Annotated in this window: 24 protein-coding genes; 7 read left to right on the top strand and 17 right to left on the bottom strand. The window is 43.3% G+C overall.

The window, feature by feature from the left end; all coding sequences use genetic code 11:
* Positions 1 to 2: 2 nt before the first annotated feature.
* Entirely contained in the window at positions 3 to 1,247 is a 1,245-nt protein-coding gene (locus tag BSG1_RS15100) for a Na+/H+ antiporter family protein (RefSeq protein ID WP_006837988.1), read from the top strand.
* 342 nt (positions 1,248 to 1,589) lie between these two features.
* The gene (locus BSG1_RS15105; RefSeq protein ID WP_006837989.1) at positions 1,590 to 1,811 is read left to right on the top strand and encodes a hypothetical protein; all 222 of its coding nucleotides are present in this window, start codon (positions 1,590 to 1,592) and stop codon (positions 1,809 to 1,811) included.
* A 112-nt stretch (positions 1,812 to 1,923) separates the two neighbouring features.
* On the opposite strand, the gene BSG1_RS15110 is transcribed toward BSG1_RS15105, so the two are convergent.
* On the bottom strand, positions 1,924 to 2,319 hold the full coding sequence (locus tag BSG1_RS15110) for a hypothetical protein (protein WP_052302400.1): 396 nt from the start codon (positions 2,317 to 2,319) through the stop codon (positions 1,924 to 1,926).
* A 206-nt stretch (positions 2,320 to 2,525) separates the two neighbouring features.
* Between BSG1_RS15110 and BSG1_RS15115 the strand changes: the two genes are divergently transcribed.
* A complete protein-coding gene (locus BSG1_RS15115) occupies positions 2,526 to 2,909 on the top strand; it encodes a PaaI family thioesterase (protein WP_156791499.1) in 384 nt (127 codons plus the stop codon).
* 124 nt (positions 2,910 to 3,033) lie between these two features.
* Positions 3,034 to 3,402 carry a DUF2188 domain-containing protein gene (locus BSG1_RS15120; RefSeq protein ID WP_006837993.1) on the top strand — a complete coding sequence of 123 codons (369 nt, stop codon included), beginning with the start codon at positions 3,034 to 3,036 and terminating at the stop codon, positions 3,400 to 3,402.
* A gap of 447 nt (positions 3,403 to 3,849) precedes the next feature.
* Here the strand turns inward: BSG1_RS15120 and mnhG are convergent, their stop codons facing one another.
* From mnhG to BSG1_RS15155, 7 genes are read right to left on the bottom strand one after another with little or no spacing between them, the layout of a single operon-like run.
* The gene (gene mnhG / locus BSG1_RS15125) at positions 3,850 to 4,209 is read right to left on the bottom strand and encodes a monovalent cation/H(+) antiporter subunit G (protein WP_006837994.1); all 360 of its coding nucleotides are present in this window, start codon (positions 4,207 to 4,209) and stop codon (positions 3,850 to 3,852) included.
* On the bottom strand, positions 4,193 to 4,477 hold the full coding sequence (locus tag BSG1_RS15130) for a Na(+)/H(+) antiporter subunit F1 (RefSeq protein ID WP_006837995.1): 285 nt from the start codon (positions 4,475 to 4,477) through the stop codon (positions 4,193 to 4,195). The genes mnhG and BSG1_RS15130 overlap by 17 nt, the downstream gene beginning before the upstream one ends.
* Complete coding sequence (locus BSG1_RS15135; protein ID WP_006837996.1) at positions 4,477 to 4,953, bottom strand: Na+/H+ antiporter subunit E; 477 nt, start codon at positions 4,951 to 4,953, stop codon at positions 4,477 to 4,479. The genes BSG1_RS15130 and BSG1_RS15135 overlap by 1 nt, the downstream gene beginning before the upstream one ends.
* A gap of 6 nt (positions 4,954 to 4,959) precedes the next feature.
* A complete protein-coding gene (locus tag BSG1_RS15140) occupies positions 4,960 to 6,441 on the bottom strand; it encodes a Na+/H+ antiporter subunit D (RefSeq protein ID WP_044022982.1) in 1,482 nt (493 codons plus the stop codon).
* Positions 6,434 to 6,775, bottom strand: a complete 342-nt coding sequence (locus BSG1_RS15145; RefSeq protein WP_006837998.1) for a Na(+)/H(+) antiporter subunit C — start codon at positions 6,773 to 6,775, stop codon at positions 6,434 to 6,436. The genes BSG1_RS15140 and BSG1_RS15145 overlap by 8 nt, the downstream gene beginning before the upstream one ends.
* A complete protein-coding gene (locus tag BSG1_RS15150; RefSeq protein ID WP_006837999.1) occupies positions 6,775 to 7,197 on the bottom strand; it encodes a Na(+)/H(+) antiporter subunit B in 423 nt (140 codons plus the stop codon). Before BSG1_RS15150 ends, BSG1_RS15145 begins: the two co-directional genes overlap by 1 nt.
* A complete protein-coding gene (locus tag BSG1_RS15155) occupies positions 7,194 to 9,584 on the bottom strand; it encodes a Na+/H+ antiporter subunit A (protein ID WP_006838000.1) in 2,391 nt (796 codons plus the stop codon). The genes BSG1_RS15150 and BSG1_RS15155 overlap by 4 nt, the downstream gene beginning before the upstream one ends.
* A gap of 331 nt (positions 9,585 to 9,915) precedes the next feature.
* On the opposite strand from BSG1_RS15155, the gene BSG1_RS15160 reads away from it, so the two are divergent.
* Together BSG1_RS15160 and BSG1_RS15165 are read left to right on the top strand one after the other, a co-directional pair.
* The gene (locus BSG1_RS15160; RefSeq protein ID WP_044022983.1) at positions 9,916 to 10,161 is read left to right on the top strand and encodes a hypothetical protein; all 246 of its coding nucleotides are present in this window, start codon (positions 9,916 to 9,918) and stop codon (positions 10,159 to 10,161) included.
* A gap of 181 nt (positions 10,162 to 10,342) precedes the next feature.
* Positions 10,343 to 10,921, top strand: coding sequence for a DUF5366 family protein (locus BSG1_RS15165; RefSeq protein WP_044022984.1), 579 nt, complete (start codon positions 10,343 to 10,345; stop codon positions 10,919 to 10,921).
* Between the two features lie 67 nt (positions 10,922 to 10,988).
* On the opposite strand, the gene BSG1_RS21590 is transcribed toward BSG1_RS15165, so the two are convergent.
* The 8 genes from BSG1_RS21590 to BSG1_RS15205 all read right to left on the bottom strand — a co-directional run bounded on the left by BSG1_RS21590 (position 10,989) and on the right by BSG1_RS15205 (position 18,989).
* On the bottom strand, positions 10,989 to 11,123 hold the full coding sequence (locus BSG1_RS21590; protein ID WP_006838004.1) for a YvrJ family protein: 135 nt from the start codon (positions 11,121 to 11,123) through the stop codon (positions 10,989 to 10,991).
* Between the two features lie 473 nt (positions 11,124 to 11,596).
* Entirely contained in the window at positions 11,597 to 12,145 is a 549-nt protein-coding gene (locus BSG1_RS15175) for an N-acetylmuramoyl-L-alanine amidase family protein (protein ID WP_006838005.1), read from the bottom strand.
* 18 nt (positions 12,146 to 12,163) lie between these two features.
* The gene (locus tag BSG1_RS15180; protein WP_006838006.1) at positions 12,164 to 12,796 is read right to left on the bottom strand and encodes a D-Ala-D-Ala carboxypeptidase family metallohydrolase; all 633 of its coding nucleotides are present in this window, start codon (positions 12,794 to 12,796) and stop codon (positions 12,164 to 12,166) included.
* A 218-nt stretch (positions 12,797 to 13,014) separates the two neighbouring features.
* Complete coding sequence (locus BSG1_RS15185; RefSeq protein WP_006838007.1) at positions 13,015 to 13,233, bottom strand: hypothetical protein; 219 nt, start codon at positions 13,231 to 13,233, stop codon at positions 13,015 to 13,017.
* Positions 13,233 to 13,808 carry a sigma-70 family RNA polymerase sigma factor gene (locus BSG1_RS15190; RefSeq protein WP_006838008.1) on the bottom strand — a complete coding sequence of 192 codons (576 nt, stop codon included), beginning with the start codon at positions 13,806 to 13,808 and terminating at the stop codon, positions 13,233 to 13,235. Before BSG1_RS15190 ends, BSG1_RS15185 begins: the two co-directional genes overlap by 1 nt.
* Positions 13,809 to 14,244: 436 nt before the next feature.
* Entirely contained in the window at positions 14,245 to 15,486 is a 1,242-nt protein-coding gene (locus BSG1_RS15195; protein WP_006838009.1) for a S8 family peptidase, read from the bottom strand.
* 387 nt (positions 15,487 to 15,873) lie between these two features.
* Entirely contained in the window at positions 15,874 to 17,724 is a 1,851-nt protein-coding gene (locus BSG1_RS15200) for a transglycosylase domain-containing protein (protein ID WP_006838010.1), read from the bottom strand.
* A 53-nt stretch (positions 17,725 to 17,777) separates the two neighbouring features.
* On the bottom strand, positions 17,778 to 18,989 hold the full coding sequence (locus BSG1_RS15205; protein ID WP_044022988.1) for an MFS transporter: 1,212 nt from the start codon (positions 18,987 to 18,989) through the stop codon (positions 17,778 to 17,780).
* Between the two features lie 655 nt (positions 18,990 to 19,644).
* On the opposite strand from BSG1_RS15205, the gene kapD reads away from it, so the two are divergent.
* Positions 19,645 to 20,289 (top strand): 3'-5' exonuclease KapD, encoded by a 645-nt coding sequence (kapD, locus tag BSG1_RS15210; protein WP_006838012.1) that lies wholly within the window; start codon positions 19,645 to 19,647, stop codon positions 20,287 to 20,289.
* A 177-nt stretch (positions 20,290 to 20,466) separates the two neighbouring features.
* Here kapD and BSG1_RS15215 read toward each other — a convergent pair whose 3' ends face one another.
* Positions 20,467 to 20,865 (bottom strand): kinase-associated lipoprotein B, encoded by a 399-nt coding sequence (locus tag BSG1_RS15215; RefSeq protein ID WP_156791500.1) that lies wholly within the window; start codon positions 20,863 to 20,865, stop codon positions 20,467 to 20,469.
* Between the last annotated feature and the right edge of the window lie 69 nt (positions 20,866 to 20,934).

The following is a 20,934-nucleotide window of genomic DNA, read 5'->3' on the forward strand; positions in this document are numbered from 1 at the left end:
CATTGATTGCCGGAGCACTGGCTGGCGGATTGACAGGCGGCTTGGGTATTAATGAAACGGTTAGTGTTTTTACAGAAGGTTTAGGCGGGGGAGCGAATATCGCGATCAGTTATGCTCTGCTTGGAGGATTTGCTGTTGCGATATCCTATACAGGGATTCCAAACCTGCTTGTGAACTTTGTCATCCGATTGGTAGGAAAAGAAAAAGATTCTAGGAGAAAAGCACTGTCTAAAGCTCTTATTGTTTTTTCCATTTTATTAATGGCTTGTTTCTCACAGAATCTGATACCGATCCATATCGCTTTTATCCCAATACTGGTGCCGCCGCTTCTGAAAGTAATGGTGGAGCTTGAAATCGACCGGAGGCTGATTGCTTCTGTTCTGACATTTGGTCTTACAGCCCCATATATTTTACTGCCGTACGGGTTCGGTTTCATGTTCCATGAAATCATTGCACAAAACATGGAATCCAGCGGGCTTGCCATTTCTATGGCAGATATCCCGAAGGCAATGCTTCTTCCGACCGCGGGCCTTGTGGTTGGTTTATTGATTGCTGTATTCTTCAGTTATCGAAAACCACGACAGTATAAAAAAGTTGCCGAGGAAAAAGAACAAACGGAAACCGTTTATTCGAAGAAAGCAATTGTGTTTGCGATGATTTCAATTATTGCAGCCCTATATGTTCAGCTTGCACTTGGTTCCATGATCTTTGGCGCAATAGCCGGTTTGGCCATCCTGTATGTTTCAGGTTCAGTCAAATGGACAGATGCAGACGGAGTGCTGACTGAGGGTATGAAAATGATGGCTTTCATCGGGTTTGTGATGATTGCCGCTAACGGTTTCGCTGCCGTTGTTCAGGCAACTGGCCATGTGGATACATTGGTGGAAGCCACTTCTGATATGATCGGCGGAAATCAGTCTCTTGCAGCATTGCTGATGTTGATTGTCGGGCTGCTTGTCACCATGGGTATCGGCTCTTCATTTGCAACCATCCCGATTATTGCGGCTATTTTCGTTCCGCTTGCATTAGAGCTTGGCTTCAGTCCACTTGCGACGATTGCCATCGTGGGTACAGCAGGAGCTCTTGGAGACGCTGGTTCACCTGCATCCGACTCGACTCTGGGACCGACAGCCGGTCTGAATGCAGACGGCCAGCACAACCACATATGGGATACATGTGTGCCGACATTCCTGCACTTTAACATCCCATTGATCATTTTCGGTTGGATTGCTGCGATAATCTTATAATAAGGCTCTTTTCTAAAACTTTGTTGCTATTTACTATGAAGTTCAAGAGATATAGCCCTATTACAGAAATCACCCCAGTAAACAAGAAAGAAAAGAGCTAATCATCCTATTCAGTTAGATAAGCCCTTGTACCGGAGGGAAAAATCCGCCCTTTGGATTTTTCCGATAGCAACAATCTATACGAATACAGCTTATAATATAATGGGCGCTTCCCCTGGAAGTGCCCATTTTTAATGATGTTTGCCCGTGAATACGCGTCTAATTAGGAGTTTGCCCATGCCATTGGGTTCTTGTTTGCATACATAGATAATAAGCCTTAAATATAGAAGGAGGTATGCAGACATGAATGATCCGCGATTTCTCTTCAGAAATCCGCAATATGGAAGCAGATTCGGCTTTGGTTTCGGTCTTCCTTTTCTGGGAGGGCTGCTGGGCGGTGTAATTGGAGGAGCGCTGGTTAGACCGCCTTACTATTACAGACCCCCGTATTATGGATATGGTTATGGCTACGGGTATCCGTATCCTTACCCTTACCAAGGATACAAACCTTACCCGTATTATTAAAAAAATTTCTGGATGTACTTGATTAACATGGTAGGTAGAAATAAAAAAGCTGTTGAAGTCAGATTCAACAGCTTTTTTAATGAGGTTTTGTATCAGGGTCAAGATAGGGATTTTACTTCCACCTAAGAATAATTGTCAAATGACAGCAATCGATATTTGCAGTCTTGTTGTTGAACAGGAGGGTGAACCCATCGGGGTTAAATTTTATCCCCGGCGTGCTGCTGACACCGGTATTTTTAATCAAGCGGTTTAATTCATCCATATTTGATTTCTGAGCGGCATCCATTAATTTTATTGCAAAATCCCTTGATTGAGAAACTTTATCCATAACCAACTGAGCATCATCCAGCAGTGGTTTGGTTTTGTCAGCAGAATCCATGAACTGTTTAGGTTGTACTGGAGGGTAATCATATGGATGGCGGTGTACGGCATAATAAGGGTTGACCGGAGGCCATCTCGGCGTTTGCGGCCGCTGTATCGGTGTATAGAAGGGATGATATCTATTCATTTTTAGACCCCTTTCATAATTGTCATAAGCCTGAGGAATGGATTTTATCATCTTTTTTTGTTCATAAAAAACTATATGCGCCACTATTTTTCTATATTCATGAACAGGTAACAGGGATTGCCGTCATAAAACTTACTTAATAAAAAAGGATTTTGGTACATAATTCGAGAAAGGTAGCTAATGAATCAATAGAAGAGGTGATCATATTGAATAATGAGAATACGCTGATCAGCACATTAGGAATGGAATTCATTGAACTTGGGAAGGGTAAAGTGGTGGCTACAATGCCCGTTGATGAAAGAACGAGACAGCCATTCGGGTTCTTGCATGGAGGTGCTTCCGTCGCTCTTGCAGAGACCGTCGCAAGTGTCGGGGCAGTGCAGCTGATTGATTTGGAAAAAGAAATTTGCTTTGGCCTTGAAATCAATGCCAACCATATCAAGGCAAAAAAAGATGGAATGGTGACTGCAACTGCAACAGTCATCCACCAGGGTAAAAGCACAATGGTGTGGGATATCCGTATTACCGACGAAGAAGACAGCCTGATCTGTGTATCCCGCTGTACAATGGCCGTGGTACCAAAAAAATAAAATACTTTCATACTTTAAAGCGGTGAAAGGGACAGTCCCTTTCACCGCTTTACTGCGTTTAAGTGATGTTTACCTTTTTTCCAAAAGGGAATTTTAATAGGAAAAATGGTAAAGGAGAGATTTGATGCCTTGGTCAAAGAACGATTATCCTGCTTCATGGAAGAACCTATCTTCAGACGTCCGTAATAAAGCGGTTGAAATCGGCAATGCCCTGCTTCGCGAGGGATATGAAGAAGGAAGAGCGATTGCCATAGCAACAGATCGTGCGGAAAAATATGTAGACGGCGATTCTGAGGACAGGCCAGAATATCATGTCGAGTCCAATGGTGACGGATGGGAACTCACAAAGGAAGGCAGCAATAAGGCCATTTATAAAGAAGATACAAAAAAAGATTTACTCGATAAAGCAAAGTCATATGTGAATGAACATGATGGGATTCTTGTCATTCATAATGGTGACGGAGAAGTTGCTGACAGATTATACGATAACTGAAATGAAACCAGGCCTGCAGAAACGGAGAAACCCGTACTGCAGGCTATTTTTTTGATGTTTGTCAAGTTGTTTTCAATGGGTGGGCTTAGGGATTCGTTCGATTTGGTTTGGCTAATAATAAATCTCTGAAGTCGCTAGATGGGTGAGCCATTATTTTAGGTATCTAGTCGGGGTTTGGAGTCACTTTCAAAAGGAAAACAGCATGAAAAGTGTCTTAAGAAGGTCTCTAGAAGTGCCCTAGAGACACTTTCAAGTGGCAACAACCCAGAATAATACCTCTAGCCAATACCATCCTCCACTCAGCCTTTATACAAGCATAGAAAGTCTTTAACCCCAAAAAAAGACTGCAGCACCGGAAAAATCCGGCATCTGCAGTCTTTTTGCAAGTTTGTCCAGTTTCAGAGGCCTGGCTATTCGTAAACTTAAAGGTCGCTGAAGCTCTTATGATTACATATTCTTTTTCTCGTACTTTTGTTTCCCTTTTAAATCATCCCGTACACTCTTTTCCCAAAGGGGGACACCGCTGTTATAGGCAGCTCTTGAAATCAAATGACCTGCAACCGGTGCAGTGATGAAAATGAAAATGATTCCGAGAATCAGCCTTGAGTTAAAGTGCCCTTCTTCTAAAAAGAAGAACAGGAAAGTCGCGAGCAAAATGCACATCACACCAAGTGTTGCACTTTTGGAAGCTGCATGGTTACGGGTATAGACATCAGGCAGGCGGATCAGGCCGAAAGCTGTGACAAGGGTAAGGAACGAGCCGACGATAAGGAAAAATCCGATGAGGAATCTAATGATCTCGGTCATGCTCGATAATCGCCCCTTTCTCTAAGAATTTCGAGAACGCCACTGTCCCGATGAAGGCCAGGATCCCGATCAGCAAAATGACTTCCAGGAATGACTTTGAGTGTTGCACCATCGATACCAGGGCGATAATGGCAATCAAGTTGACTCCCAAGGCATCCAGGGCTACGACTCTGTCAGGTGTTGTCGGGCCGACGATCACCCGGTAAATAAGTCCAACCATTGAAATGGAAACGGCAAGCAGTGAAATTTGAATGATGGTATGAAGCATCAGCGGCTCACCTCCATAATGGCTTTTTCAAAAGTATTTTTGATATCGTTGACAGCCTCATCGACATCAGGGATATCAAGGGTGTGAATATATAGGATCTTATTATCATAAGAGATATCCACAACCAATGTTCCCGGTGTAAGTGTGATCAGGTTGGCCAGCAAGGTAATCTCCCAATCCGTTTTGAGTTCTGTCGGCAGTTCGAATATTCCAGGTTTTATATCCAGCCTGGGCTTCAGGATGGTTTTTAACACAGAAATATTTGATAGAATCAGTTCTTTCAAGAACAAGAGCAGCAAACTGATGACAGCAAAAACTCGCCAAAGATAGAAGCGGGAGTTAAAGAACCTTCTGAAGGCAAACGTAATGATCAATCCGAGAATGTATCCAATGATAAAGGATGTTGATGTAAAAGAAACTTGCAAAAACATCCAAAGAAAAGCTAGAAAGAAATTCAATAAGATTTGAAAGGCCATTCTACATTACTCCTTTAGTACTGCTTGTATATAGATTCCCGGATCTGACAGCGCTTCTGACGCCTGCGAAATGAGCGGGCGGACAGCTTCAGCACCTACTCCATATCCTACAGCAAGGATAACCAGGAAGACGGCGGAGCCCCATAGATAAAAAGCATTCTGCTTGTTTCTTCCGTCATATTCCTTGGGAACTCCCCATATTCCGTTCAAGAAAATCTTGATGACCGAATAAAGCACAAACAGACTGGAGAGAAGAATAAGGCCCCCGCCTATATAGGCTTCTGCCGCAAAGCTTCCTCTCACTAACAGGACTTTTCCGATAAAACCGCTGAAAGGGGGAATCCCGGCAAGCGTCAGCGTGGCAATCAGGAATGTCCAGCCAAGCCATGGATAATCTTTTATGAGGCCGCCCATCTTGCGCAAGTTGCTGGTGCCTGTAATGGCAATCATGACGCCGACAAGCAGGAACAGTGCAGCTTTGATGATCATGTCATGAATCAAGTAATAAACTGCACCTTCAAGAGATTCAGGGGACATGACTGAAACGCCGAATAGAATGACACCAACTGCAATGATGATATTGTAAATGAGAATTTTTTTGACATCCCAATATGCGATGGCTCCGATACAACCTACAATGATCGTGAGGATTGCGAGCCAGGCAAGGATGGCATGTGTATATCCTGTATCATGATAGAAGAACAGGGTGTAGGTCCTCATGATCGAGTAGACCCCGACTTTCGTCAGCAAAGCACCGAATAGTGCCAGAACCGGTGTAGGTGGTGCATAGTAAGAGCCAGGCAGCCAGAAGTATAATGGGAAAATGGCTCCCTTCAGACCAAAGACAACAAGGAACATAACGGCAATGACCGTCAGGATTCCAGGCTGGTCGACTTCTGCAATTTTCACAGAGATATCGGCCATGTTCAGTGTACCTAACACAGAGTATAGATAGGCAACCATTACAACGAATAGTGCCGATGAAATAATATTCACAAGAATATACTTGATTGATTCCCTAAGTTGAACCTTTGTCCCGCCAAGGACGAGCAGAACATAGGAGGACATCAGCATGACTTCGAAAAATACAAACAGGTTGAAAATATCACCTGTCGTGAAAGCTCCGTTAACCCCGACCAGCAAGAACTGGACGACAGGATAGTAGTAAAACTGTTCTCTGTCTTTACCGATTGAACGGAAAGAGTAGAGAAGGACAAAAAAAGTAATGATGCTTGTAGTTGTGACAAGCAGGGCGGACATCATATCGGAAACCATCGTGATGCCGAATGGGGCTTCCCAGCTTCCAAGGTCAACCGTCTGGATTCCTTCCGTCCTGACAACATTCACCAAAGTAATCGAAGCGACGACTGTAGCAACTGTCGCAATGGCTCCGATCCATTTTTGCATGGTGATGTTCTTACCAAAAAACATTAGTATAATCGCTGCAAATAAAGGGATTAGAATTGGTAATATCGGTAAATTAATCATTTCCTTCGTTTCCTCTCATTTGATCCACGTTATCAGTCCCCAGTTCCTGATAGGCACGATATGCCAGTACAAGGAAAAAGGAAGTGACACCGAAACTGATAACGATTGCCGTCAATATCAAAGCTTGCGGCAAGGGATCGGCATATTCTGCTGCGTGCTCACCTAAAAGAGGTGGTGCACCTGCTTTCAGGCCGCTGATGGAAAGGAGCAGCAGATGAGCTCCGTGACTAAGCAGTGCTGTACCGATGATGATACGCAGCAAACTTTTAGAGAGCATCAAATAAACAGCACTGGTAAATAAGATGCCGATGACTACGGCCATTAAAATTTCCATTATTCGCTCACTCCAATCGTCTGAATAATGGTCATCGTTATTCCGATAACAACAAAATAAACACCAGTATCAAAAATCACGGCAGTATGCAGTGACGTTTTCCCAAGCAGAGGGAGGTAAAAGTAATCATATGCGTGAGTCAGGAATGGGACATCAAATAATAATGCGCCCGCTCCAGTACCGACTGCGAGCAGCAGGCCTATCGCTGTCAGCATTTTATAATCAATAGGAAGGATTGTACTCACGGTTTTGATGTCATAGGCAAGGAGAAGCAGTACCAGGGCACCTGATGTCATCAATCCGCCTATGAACCCTCCGCCTGGTGTGTAATGGCCTGCAAAGAAAAGTTGTATTGAGAACAATATAATAATAAAACTCACTACTGTAGTAATCGTTTGGAGGATTACATCATTTGTTTTCATTCTTCTCTCCTCCTTGTCATCCTCAATTTGATCATCGCGAAGATTCCTAATGCCGCGATAGCGAGAACGCAGATTTCAAACAGCGTATCAAATCCGCGGAAGTCAACGAGGATTACGTTAACCATATTCTTTCCTGCAGCTTCTTCATATACATTTTCAATATAGTATTGCGAAATGGAGCTGGACAACTTTGTGCTGTATGAGGCAATGGTGATTAGTGTTACAACCACCCCGACCCCGATTGCTATTAGTGCATTCCCGAGCTTAAAGCTCATTCTTTCTTCATGCCTGCTTAACGGAGGCAGATGATAGAAGCACAACAGGAACAGCGCGACAGAAACGGTTTCTATTACGAGCTGTGTCAACGCCAGATCCGGTGCGCGGAAAAGGACGAAGAACAATGCGACAGAATATCCAACAGCCCCCAATGCAATGATCGAGGTCAGACGGGACTTCGCGAATAGTATGGCTACTGCACTGACGACCATGACAAGAGCGATCAAAATCTCGTACACTCCGATGGATGCAAGGTCTGATGTGTCAACTGTAAATGCGTCTTTTACAATCAACGTGACAGCCAGGATCCCAACTAGGAACGTGAATATATATACAAGGTAGCTTCTGATAAAGCCAGTCATATAAGACCTGGTCAGATTGTACGCCCCGCGCTCACCCTTTGCCAAGCCATTGTCATAAAATGAGTTCAACGTCAGTCTCTCAGGAATGGTATTGTAAATGCCCTTCCACTTTGGAAGCTGTGTATACAAAAGGACACCGAAAAGAATGACACCCAATGTCATGAACAATTCAGGCGTAAATCCATGCCAGAAATAAATGTGTGAGTCTTTTACATTAAATTGAGTGATGGCTGTTACAGCCGGTTCTATCATCGTAGCTGTCAGGATATTCGGGAAGAAACCGAACACGATCACAAGTGATGCCAGGATGACAGGTGAAATCAGCATGCCCAGCGGTGCCTCATGCGGCGTTTTATCCAGCTTTTCAGGCTGATGTTTGCCAGTGAACGGCTTGAACACAACAATCATGCTGTAAATGAATGTGAACACGCTTCCGACCCAAGCCAATACAGGGAATAAGATGCCCCATGTTTCCAGGTTGAAGATATCCATTTCAAGAACACGGATCATTCCGGTAAAGAACATTTCCTTACTGAGGAATCCGTTGAATGGTGGAAGACCTGCCATAGAGAATGCTCCAATGACCGCTACTGTAAACGTAATCGGCATGAAGTTCATCAGTCCGCCGAGCTTGCGGATATCCCGTGTCCCGGTTTCGTGGTCAATGATCCCGACCACCATGAACAAGCTTCCTTTAAAGGTCGCATGGTTAATCAAGTGAAAAACTGCTGCCATTGTAGCTACTCCGTAAATGTTTTCATCCAAGTGTTCATAATGAAGAGCGGCAGCACCAATCCCCAAAAGTGACATGATTAAGCCGAGCTGACTGATAGTGGAATACGCCAGGACTGCTTTCAGGTCAGTATGTTTAACAGCATTAAATGAACCCCAGAATAGGGTGAATATACCGAAACTGGCAACCAGCCACAGCCAAACACCGGATTCAGCGAAAACTGGGCTCATTCTGGCAACCAGATAGATACCTGCTTTAACCATCGTTGCAGAGTGCAGGTAAGCACTGACAGGTGTCGGCGCTTCCATTGCATCTGGAAGCCAGATGTGGAACGGAAATTGGGCCGACTTCGTAAAGGCGCCCAGAAGGACCAAAATCAGGGCTGCAAGAAATAGAGGTTCAGTAATAAGGACATCTGACATTGCAGCCAGTTCGCGGATACTGAAGGTCCCGGACATCAGGTACAGGAGCAAAAATCCTCCAAGCATGGACAGTCCGCCGAAGACGGTGATGAGCATGGATTTTTGCGCACCGTAGCGAGAACGCTCACGATGGTACCAATATCCAATCAGCAGAAAAGATGAGATGGAAGTGAATTCCCAGAACATATACAGGACAATTAGGTTATCAGAGAGCACAACACCGAGCATGGCTCCCATAAATAGAAGCAAATAAACGTAAAAGTTATGCAGCTGTTCTTTTTCTTTCGATAGATAATAAATCGAATAGAGAACCACGAGAGAGCCGATTCCGGTAATCAGCAGTGCAAACAGCAAGCTTAAACCGTCAACATAAGCGGTGAAATTGATTCCGAAAGACGGCATCCATTCAACCGTTTCCTTAATTGTTTTTCCCTCTGCCGTTATTTTGAGAAATTGAAAAAAGTAAAGGAAAAGCACTGCGGGAAGAATGAGGACAAACCATCCGGTATGTATAGAACGCAGCTTTTTATACAAAAGCGGGACAAGGATAGCCGCTAAAAATGGTGAAATAATGGCCCAATGTAATAATGTCACCGAAAAACCCCCTTATAATTTTTTTATTATCGACTCTTATCTTTTTCCTTATATGTATACAGTCCATTCTGCTTTTGGTTTGGCATACCTAAAGAAACCTCAAGAGAAATTATAACGTAAAAAAAAGAGGCTTGCATTTCTGAAAGTCCGCTGAAGCGTTAAGGTTCAATAAGTTATTAAATATGAAAGAACACGGTGTTACAGGAGCGAAAATTTTTTTGTTCTAAAATTATCTGGTTATCTTTTGGGGCTTGTTTTGGCATGAAAATGTTCATTCTAGCGAATAGTATGAACCAAATAAGCGCATGCTATCCGTAGGTGGTGATGTAGGATGCGAATGAAAAAGACCGTTTCAGCCATGATTTTTTCCAGTCTGTTCATTGGGGCCTGGTATGTACAGGAACAGGCAGAAAAGAAAAATCAGTGGACCAACAAAAATCTGATGCAGCCGGCCGGTTTGGAAGACGAAGTAGCAGAGGCAGAAGCGACACTTGAAGTGGAGCCTGTCGCAGACCTGCAGGAAGAAGTCATTTCCGAACCCTTTAAACCAAGGGAGTACATCAGGCTGGCCAAATAATATATAAAATAAGACTGTAATTTTAACGAAGAGCTGCTGCTCTTTTCCCATACCCTGTATTACTCATTTCATTCACTTTTAAAGGTAATGTTTCCAGGTTTAGGTCCTTTCCTCCCCTTTTCAAACCGTGAATAAAAGATTATGATGGACATGCGGTAAATTAATTCTAGGGGAGAACTGCGTGCGAAATACATATTTGACTGGGTATCTGCCTTTATTTTCTATACTTTTGTTCAGTTTGACGTTTTCCGTTTATGGAGTCGAAGTGTTTGTCGATCTCTTTAAAAAAATCGGTATCTATCCGGGGATGCGTGAATTTCTATCAGATCTTGAATTGAAGTTCATCCTGCTGATATTCCTCATGATCGTATGCTTCATGGTATTTGCGGCTTTGAAGTTGATTGCTGAGACAATCAATGAAGTTTCGCTGCTTTTTTTCTCGCAGGATAATGAAGGGGAGATCCTTCATAAGGTACGTTCAGGTTCGATGGTATACTTTATCGGAGCATTGGTGTCCGTTGTCAGCTTAAGATCCTTTCTCGGGCTTTTGCTCATTTTTCTTGTGACATCGATTGCCTATTTTGTTTATTTCATCTACAAGATCAGTCCCTCCCTGACAAAGCCGGGGTTATTGGGAGTCATCTTTTTTCAAGTAATTACATGGTCTTCATTATTTTTAATTGTCTTTTTAGTCGTGTTAAAACTATATAACGGACTCTTGGCAAGCTTGCCAATCATTTCTGAAGTGAAATTAAATTAGTCAGACATAGAAAAAAGGTATCGAAACTGCGATCACAGTTTCGATACCTTTTTTGCTGCCAATCCTGTTATCCTTCCTTTTTAGAAAAAGCTTTTGAAAGGGAATGGATGGCGAGTTCCAACTGTTCAAGCTTTCTTTCCAATTTGACGAGGAGAAAAAGAGTAACTGCTATAGGAAATCCAAAGTTACCAAGTAACTGCACAAATACCGAGTATTCGATGGTGCATCCCCCTTTTTATAAGGTCTTTTGTAAGTATTGTTGCTATTCGAATGAAGTAGTTGATTTTTGCTTCAGGTGCGCGACTCCGCGGGGCAGGCGGTGAAATAAAAAGCGGAAGCGGCCGTTCAGCGACGTACAGATTGTAGGGCTCTCGCATGAGATAGCGATTCGATGATGACTTATTGCAAGGAGAGAGGACGAAACCTGCTAGTCGCTAAGTCCGTTCCAGAGGTTACGGACCCTCGGCCGCTGGAGCTGGATTGGCCTCCTCGCCTTTGCCTGCTGGGTTATGTTCCGGTGGGTACGTAACCTTGGTGCTGGAACTAGACGTCCCGCAGGAGATCGCACACCTTCCGCTCCAATCGACCTTTCAATAAACAGGTCTAAAAAAGTTATTGTAAGAAGCAGCAACCCTTTAAAAAATAGACTTTTATAAAGTGATTAGTCGCTCTTCGTCATGACTGCAAGTTCAAGGCTTTGGCAATTCCTAAAGCAATCGCTTGGGAAAGGCCCTCAATAAATTGAGGATCTTTAAGGTGCTGGGCATCAGCTGCGGAATCAATAAAAAGGTTTTCCAGCAGGATTGCAGGCATCGCTGTTTCCCGCAACACGGCAAAGTTCGCTTCTTTTTTTCCTCTGTCACGAATTCCATAGTGAGAGTAAAAATTCATCAGTTCCGCATGCATGACGTCTTGCCTCCTGCCCGTCTCGGTTGCACTGGTTCCCGGATAGATGAAGCTCTCAAAGCCGGTCCCCCCTCCAGCATTATGGTGAAGGGAGACAAAATAATCGGCCCCAAGTCTATTAGCTGTATCCGCTCGCTCTGAAAGGCCGACATATACATCGCTTTCCCTCGTTAAGCGGGCATCCGCGATATACTGGTCTTCCAGCAGTTTTTGAACCTTAAGGGCAATAGTCAGTGTAAGTTGTTTTTCCTGCAGATTGTTCCCGGTAGCTCCCGGATCTGTTCCTCCGTGCCCTGGATCCAGCATGATTATTGGCATATTTGCACTCCTCCTTGTTTAGGCCCAGTAGTAAAATTGTGAACCGTATGGGTATTCAATCCGGCTGTCGACATGTACAAAAGTGTTATATGTGATAATCCCGCTGAATCCGCATGTTTTAGCGACGGCTGCTGTTTGTGAAGGGGTTTTGCCGGAAGGATCGATATCCGCTGCAACACCGTAGGTATGCATGCTGTTGGAGGCACCCCCGACATTTCGATTATGGTTGATACTTCTGAATCCGGAATTGATGGTGACAGGTACATTTCCGAGTTTCTTTCTAAGAGCTTCGAGTTTGTACATCAGGTGGCGGACATTTTCCTTAACCTCACTTGCCCCAACATTTCCCCCTGAAAAACCGCTTCCGTCCTTGGAATAAAATTCACTGAAGGCAAAATGTGCAGTCGAGCCGTCACTTCCTTCAAGGGCGTTCAACTGACTGTGGGTTTGAGGTCCTGCAATCCCGTCGACAGTTAATCCGTAAGCCTTCTGAAATCGTTTTACGGCTGCTTCAGTCCCGCTGCCAAACACCCCGTCGACAAGGACATAGGTCTGTGAAGCAGTATCTGAAGCCCAGCCTGCCACCCTGATTTGAAGCTCCTTAACATCGCTTCCTGAATCACCATTTCTCATCGTTCTTGTCCAATTCATCAAAGCATCTCTCCCATAAGTTTATTAGACAGCCCAGGGATGAAGTGAAAGAGGGAGCATCCCAATCCCTCATTCACTGTTGTGCTTGCCTTACACTTTATAAAGAAAAAGGGGATTACCGATTCACAACCCAAGTACGAAGAAGTTTTTATGCAGAAAAAAAGACAGGCTGCACACGAATAACCGTGCATGCCTGTCCAAAAAAATTGCACCACTTATTATTTCAGGAGGTCAAACAATCCGGGAACCTCTTCCAAGGAATAATTTCTTACATATCCAATGATTTTGATCTTTAGTTCCTGTTCAAGATCATCACGATTCTCCGGCCGGGTTAAGTGCAGAGACTTCTTGATCTTTGGCTCGAAGGTACTCACTACGTTCACTTCATAATGATAGTTTTCCTGTGCTTCCTTTACCATATCGTATAAAGCATTCATTATTCATTTTCTCCTTTCTCCAGAGCGTTCTTCAGTTTCTTCAGCACCTTTTTATGAGTTTTGGAAACAGCCTGCTGAGATACTCCCAGTACATCTGCAATCTCGGTATCACTTCTTTCTTCCACATATGCTAAGTTCAAAATGAATTTTTGCCTGTGTGTAAGTCTTTGAAAAGCTTCCATTAATCTTGCGTCACTGATAGATTCTTCCAAGCTTTTTTCTGTGTATGAATCGGGTGCTGCAGTATCGGCGATCAACTCCTTATAGGTTCCTTCTTCCTCATCACCTAATGGCTTGTCCAATGTGAGAAGTTGCCGGTCGCGATCCATTCTTGTTTTCTTATCAAAATTAACACTGTGAAAGTAGAGGGAGGAACTTACATACGATGTAAAACGAATACCGAAAAAATGGGCTTTGAAAGCTTCGTTCAAGCAATCTTCAGCCGAATCGCTGGGATCTGAAAGGAATTCTTCAAGGATTTCCCTGTTTTCTTTCCGACTGAGAAACGATTCGACCGCTTGATTGTCCTTTAAATCGGGATAACGGCAATAGAATCTTTTTCTTAATGAATCCAAATTTACTCACCACCAATAGAACGTATGTTCGATTTAAGGTTAAAAAAAATATAGCGGAAACTTTTTTGCTTGTATTAAATAAAGAAGTCAGTCATATAAAATTGACAACCCTCCATCTAAATATCGTTCCATTGTCCTAATTATTAAACCATATTCCCTTTTGTTATGAAAGTGATGAAGGCACTAATTTTTTTCTGTACTAAGTCAATTAATAAAAACTAAGAGTCAGAATGTAGGAGAACAAGGCGGGAATACTTGATGTACTCAGGATTAACATAACCGGAAGATACGAGAAGGCAGAGGCTGTAAATAAGCCTTTGATATCTTCGCTAAATTGACCATGCATATTCGAGCAGATTAAAAGAGAGGAATCTGTCACCGCTGAAAAAATCTAAAAAAACACCTATCTGCCAAACAGATAGGTGCCAGACTTGTTTTACGGGTTTACTGTCGGGAATCCAAAACCTGAAGCATAATCATCTCCTGCAGCTGCTCCAGAGCCTCCAAGGATATCGTTATTTTTACCCCTGTTCTGTATTTCCGCACGAAGCTGAGCTGCGGAAAGTGAAGGGTTATCCGCCCAGATTTTTGCAGCCAGGCCGGAAACATGTGGAGTCGCCATGGATGTACCACTGATGGTATGGTAAGTGCCATCGTACCAAGTAGATTCGATTGCACGTCCTGGTGCGGACACTTCAACATCACGTACACCAATTACATAATCGCCATCAGTGTCTGGGTTTCCGCGGGAAGAGAAATCGGCTACCCGGTAGGTTCCATTTTCCTGAACATCTTCGAGCGCTGCTACTGCCACTGCATTTTCCACAGCGCCAGGATATCCGATGGTATCAGCGCCAGGACCTGAATTACCTGCTGCTGCTACGACAAGTACGCCTTTGCTGTATGCATAGTTGACAGCGTCTGTAATAAGCGAGCTTTCTGAACTGGATCCAAGCGACATGGAGATGACCGTGTTAACATTTAAGCGGTCAGCTTCATCGGCAGCGTGACGGATAGCGGCTGCGATGTCATCAGAGTAGCCGGATCCACGGTCATTCAACACTTTATAGGCCCAAAGCTTGGCATCAGGTGCCACACCATAAATTCCATCCCCGGCACCTCCATCGGCAAGGACTGTTCCAGCCACATGTGTGCCGTGTCCGTTCTTATCTTCACAAAAGTTTAACACAAGATTTGCTTTACGCTGGGAGAAATCATTACATTGCTCAACATTGTTAGCAAGATCAGAATGATTGGTATTGGCACCTGTATCAAGGACTGCCACTCTTACTCCGCTGCCGCCAGAAGTGGCACTGACATTGGCGTCTTCATACATGGCTTCAATTCCCCATGGTGTTTGGTCACTTGGGGCAGCTGTTGCATTTGAACCAGGCTTGGCGTTCAATGAAACTTCATCAACCAGTTTTACAGAAACGTTTTTATTTTTTTGCAAAGCATTATATTGAGCTTCTGTTACTTCTGTTGAGAATCCGTTTTGATTAAAGTCCCATCTAACACCATAATTCTGCTTGGCGCTGTTTTCTGCCTTTTCATTGGTGGATGAAATAAGAACACGAACCTTCTCTGCATTACCTACCGCATCTACGTTACTGCTGTAAGCAGGACTGACCAGAAGAGCACTCATCACGACGGTTCCAAGTATTTTTCCAACTTTCATTTACAACATCCTCTCCAGTTTTTTTGTGCCAACCAATGGAGATTTTCCATGATCTCCCGTAAAAAGCCCGCCTCCCTTTCGCAAAGGTAATAACAAGAATCATCTAGATGAAAAACTATGTAGTGATTCTTACTAAGTTGGATTGTAACAGAATTGACTCATTTACCGAATAGGGAGAAGATTCTGTTAAATGAAGAGTGAAGGGGGAAAGTGAAATAAAAGTATACATCTTAATCTAATAGAAGAAAAATTTCCTTATTCGAGGCTGTATTCTTTGATTATAAGGTATAAAACTATTGAATTTTCCCAACCTGTTTTTTGAAACTTTTTTAGAGGGTTGTAAAATGATGGTAAAAAATAAAAAAGACCAGAGTTTGCAACTCTGATCTACCTCATGATATCTCTCCAAATCAAATGACTTGGCCGGTCTCTTTCGATATTTTCCATGTTCTGCGGAATATCATGTCCAATCCAGACCCCTGTCGTATAGCGGTCTGTCAGTCCGAGTACCCAGTAATCATTATAAAAATTGGTCGTTCCAGTTTTGACGCCGGCATAAGGCTTGTTCACTTTTGCCCACTTTCCCGTCCCATTTTGCATGGAGTTGGACAGCATGGTCCTGACCTTTTCGGTTGTTTGCTGTGACCATACGGTTTCTCTAGGTTCGTTCCACTCATACAGGATTTTGCCTTTGTAATCAGTTACCTTCGTAATGGCACGGGCAGGCTGGTATTGCCCATCGATAAATGACGTGTAGGCATCGGTCATTTCAAGAGGAGACATTCCATAGGTGAAACCACCTATGGAAGCAGCATACGTATAATCCTTTTCTTGGACTTTTTCAAAGTCAAATGGATCCAATTTAGCAAACGCATTGGCAATCCCGACTTTTTCAAATAAGCGGAGTGCCGGCGTGTTATAGGATTGTGAAAAAGCAGTGTTCATTGTGACGTTGCCGTGTTGTCTGCCGCCATAATTAATCGGGCAGTAATTTCCGATGCAATAATTATCTGCGCTGATTCGTTCAGAGATTGATGCCTGTGTCTGTTCAATATATGGCCCATAAACCAGGAGCGGCTTTATCGAAGAACCCGGCTGGCGGAATGCTTGATAGGCGTGATGAAAATTATACTTTTGATAGTTAGTGCCGCCGATCATCGCAATGATCTGGCGAGACTGGTTATCAATCGTGATGCTTGCCCCTTCAATCCCCTTATAAATCAATCTCGTCTGAAAAGCTTTCATGCTCTTCTCCTGCATATCACGGTCAAGAGAGGTATGGATGATAATCCCGGAATTGATGAGATCGCCGATACGGATATCGAATGCATCATATATTTTCTGTTTTTCTTCCTCATTTTTCGCTTCTTCAATCTTTTTCAAAAAACCTTCCTGCTTGGCAACAAGCTCTCTTAATTCCGACTCTGCATAGACAGCATAGTCAGGATAAAGATCTGTTTTTTTACGGACACTCAACTGAATGGGTGCTTTTTTCAGTTCTGCCGTTTCTTGTTCTGTCAGCTTTCCTGTTTGCTGCATAATATCCAAAAGCCGTTCCTGCCTGACTTTCGTTTGATCGAAATGATCGACAGGGTCATATTTTTTCGGATTGTTTGGGATCGCTGTAATAAAAGCAAGTTCTGCTTTATTCAGTTCACCGAGGGGTTTCTGGAAATAGTATTGCGATGCTGTTTCAATTCCATATACTCCGTTGCTGAAGTAGATGATATTAAGGTACAGTTCCATGATTTCGTCTTTACTTAATGACTCTTCAATTTCGTGGGCATAAAATAACTCGGTCAACTTCCGGTTATAGGTTTTTTCCTGTCCAAGATACAAGTTCCTCGCCAGCTGTTGAGTAATCGTACTACCGCCTTGCTGAATATGGGTAAAGACAAGGTTTTTGACGAGTGCCCTCATAATGGCGCCCGCATCGAAGCCGACATGTTCATAAAAATGCTGATCTTCTGAAGCTACCAGAATTTCTTTTACAAAGTCAGGGATTTCCTCGTGACCGGCATAAAGCCGGAAAGGCCTGTTCATTTCTGAAAAAATCCGGCCGTCTTTATCTGTTATCAGGCTGGTCTTTGTAATGTCGAACTGTTCTTCACTTACTGCCTCTTCCAGGGCGTTATGAAACCCTTGTACCTTATTGATCTCCTGCGCGGAGGAAAACAGAATGAACAGGAAAAAAGGAAACAATGAAAATACTAAAATATAACCAATGAAGGTTCTCATGCTTTCAACTCATCTCTGGCTTTATTCGAATTCTGAAGGATTTTCTTCAGACATTAAAATGGCTCATTTACGTAACTTTCGGAATGCCGCATACTCCACCATAATAATCCAAAAGCCGCCAAGAATAAAGCACCCGTGATATAGAAAATTGAGGAAATCCCGGCAAATCCAGAAAGAACTCCCCCCAATACCGGTCCTGCCACATTTCCCAAGAAACGAAAACTTTGATTGTAACCTAGAACTTCCCCCTGCATGGAAAGGGGAGCTTCCTGCCTGATGTAGGCCGTTACACTTGGTATCATGCCTCCGATGGCGATACCGAATAGGAAACGGAAAAGGACCAATTGCCAAAGGTTTTCCGACAGTGCCTGGGGAATAATGAATACACAGGCCAGGACAAGCAAAATGGAAAGAACTTTCTCATAGCCGATCTCATCACCTAGTTTTCCCCATTTTCGTGTTGCCAGCAGGTTGCCGACACCAGTTGCAGAAAAAGCTAGTCCAGCCAGGAAAGCAATGTTGGTTGCAGCAGTCAGTTCATCCACATACAGAGCCAAAAGCGGCTGCACACTGAAGTTCGCTACCTGAATGATGAAAGAAATGATCATCACTGTCAGAAGCAGCTTATGTCTTACAATGTGCTGCAGGACCTCTTTGCTGGAATAGCGTTTTTTTTCCGCTGAGCTTTTGGAGGTGTTCCTGACTTCTTGAATACCGAACAGAACACCGGTTGCTGCCAAGGCAATGGCAATCGAGGTGATGATGAATGTATACGAAAAACCGAACGCATCCGCCATTAATCCACCCAGCACCGGGCCGAACAGTCCTCCTGATACAGTGCCCATCTGGAGGGTGCCGAGCGTCTTTCCAGCAATTTCTTTAGGTGTCTGTGCTGAAATGAGTGCAAGGGAAGTGGGGATGAATCCCGTCACAGCTCCCATCGCCATACGAAGCAGGAACAACCCTGCAACAGAATCCACAAAGCCCATCATGAAAATAGAAAGGGAGATGCCGTAGCCGGTGATCAAGAGAATTGGCTTGAAACCGTATTTGTCACCGACCCTGCCCCAAACTGGAGAAATAAAGAATGCTATCAGGAAGGTAATGCCGAATACATATCCCGACCAGCGCTGAACAAACGCGCTGTCATAGTTTCCGAATGTTTCTAAATAAAGGGAAAGAAACGGCAGCACCATCGTGGCACTGGCTGCCACAAAAAAATTCGCAAACCACATGATCATCAGGTTTTTTCTTTCTATAGAGATAAATAACACCTTCTTATTGAAATATATTTCGATTTACTAAATATTAATAGTATAAAGTATCTGCACGTATCTGCAAATAGTTAGTGTTTTTCGATCGGCAAATTTCGGGTCGAACCTGTCACTTGTCGAATGGGTTTCGGGAGTCTTATTTTAAGTACCCGCAACCTGTGGGAGTCAATCTTGTTCCTGTTGAGGATTACAGTATTAACGGGGGCGTCCACCGGATTACGTATTATAAGTCATTTTCTCAATACATTCAGAAGGGTGTTATTGAAATTTTTTCGGCGGTAATAAATGCGCCGCATACTCTTGGCAAACGGACGTGATTATCGAATCGCTATCGCACTTCCTGATTACGCATCTCTTGTAGAGTTGGTCCACTCAAATAGGCCGGCTTCCGCTTTTTATCCCTAAAATTTTTAAATTGTCATAATTTTTGGTGTAATCATGATATAATAAATAGAATAAAGGCACAGAGAATGTTTAGGGTCAAAAGGATTAAAGGTTGTAAGGTGGTGGAAACCATCTGTGGCATCCTGCCCTTCAGGCTCAAATATCCCGAAAATATAAGGAATCGAGCTTATTTCTTGAAGCTTATTGGGTGAAACGAGAGAACGCGATTTTTTGACAGAGGGCTGTCCAGTTTAGTGGAGATATGATCGAATGTGAGGAGGGGATTCAGTTGAAAGGGAATCAATTGGTCATCATTGACTTTGAATTTTCCATGCCGGAAAGGCAGCAAAATCCACGGGGCTTCTATCCTGAAATAATTGAGACGGGACTCGTGGCTGTACAGAACGGGAAAATCACTGACAAGTTTTCAACTTATGTAAAGCCTTCTGCGTTTCCGGTGTTAACAAAAAGATGCAAACAATTTTTATCGATTTCCCAAAGTGATGTGGATAATGGGATACCTTTTCATTCACTGATACAGTATTTGAATGAAATCAATCGAAGGGGAAAGAACAAAATCATCACTTGGGGCAATATGGATATGAAAGTGCTCAGAAATAACTGCAATAAGGCGGGGATTGATTTTCCGTTTACTGGAGAGTTCATTGATTTGTCCATGGAATACAAGCGGTTTTTCGGTGACCAGAACCAAACCGGGCTTTGGAAAGCGGTTCAGGAATACGGTCGGGAAGGTGTCGGAAAACATCATAAGGCACTGGACGATGCCTTGACGACTTACCATATTTTTAAATTGGTAGAAAAGGATAAGAAATATTTGGATAAAGCAGAACCGACGACCATCGGCGACCGCATCGACTTGTCCAAAATTTTTAATCAGATGGCATGAAAAACCCAAATCAATAACTGATTTGGGTTTTAGACTGTTGACAATTGTTCGCTCTCTTAAAGGCTCAGCGTCTGCTGCCCCGGCAGCTTCACTGGGGCTATAGCCTAATGAAAAATTGGCGTCCATTGAAAAAACACATTTTCCGGCCCTCTGATTCAACCGTATGTATTCAAATGATTAAAAAGTTATGGAATACATCAATTCATATTCCCGCTTAACACCCTTCAGCGTTTCCAGGCTCTTTTGGGCAAAGGCTGAATCCTCAGTTTCTAATCCGTCTTTTAATTCAATGAATGAACTGATCAGGGTGTCATTATAATCAGGAATATCCCCTTCGTAAGGCTTTATCATCTTTTCAGGTATATTGGCCCTTTCCCTGAAAGCCAGCGCTTTTCTTTCGTGAAACAACGGAACGTCCACCTCTTTTGGATTGTGAAGGTCTCCCTGGCGTGGATGTTTTAATACGGCCAGTATTTTGACAACATAGATCCCCGGACGGGAGTCTGTCACTTCCCCTATGTATTTTCCTGTTTTATAAATAGCCGTTACGATGTCTCCGTTTTTGAAATCGGTCATGAGGTATCCTCCTTTTCTGAAAATTTTCATATAGCAATTACTTTCATTCTAATTCATAATAAAGAGTGT

Origin of the sequence: Bacillus sp. SG-1 (assembly GCF_000181495.1) — a bacterium.
GTDB lineage: Bacteria > Bacillota > Bacilli > Bacillales > Bacillaceae_B > Rossellomorea.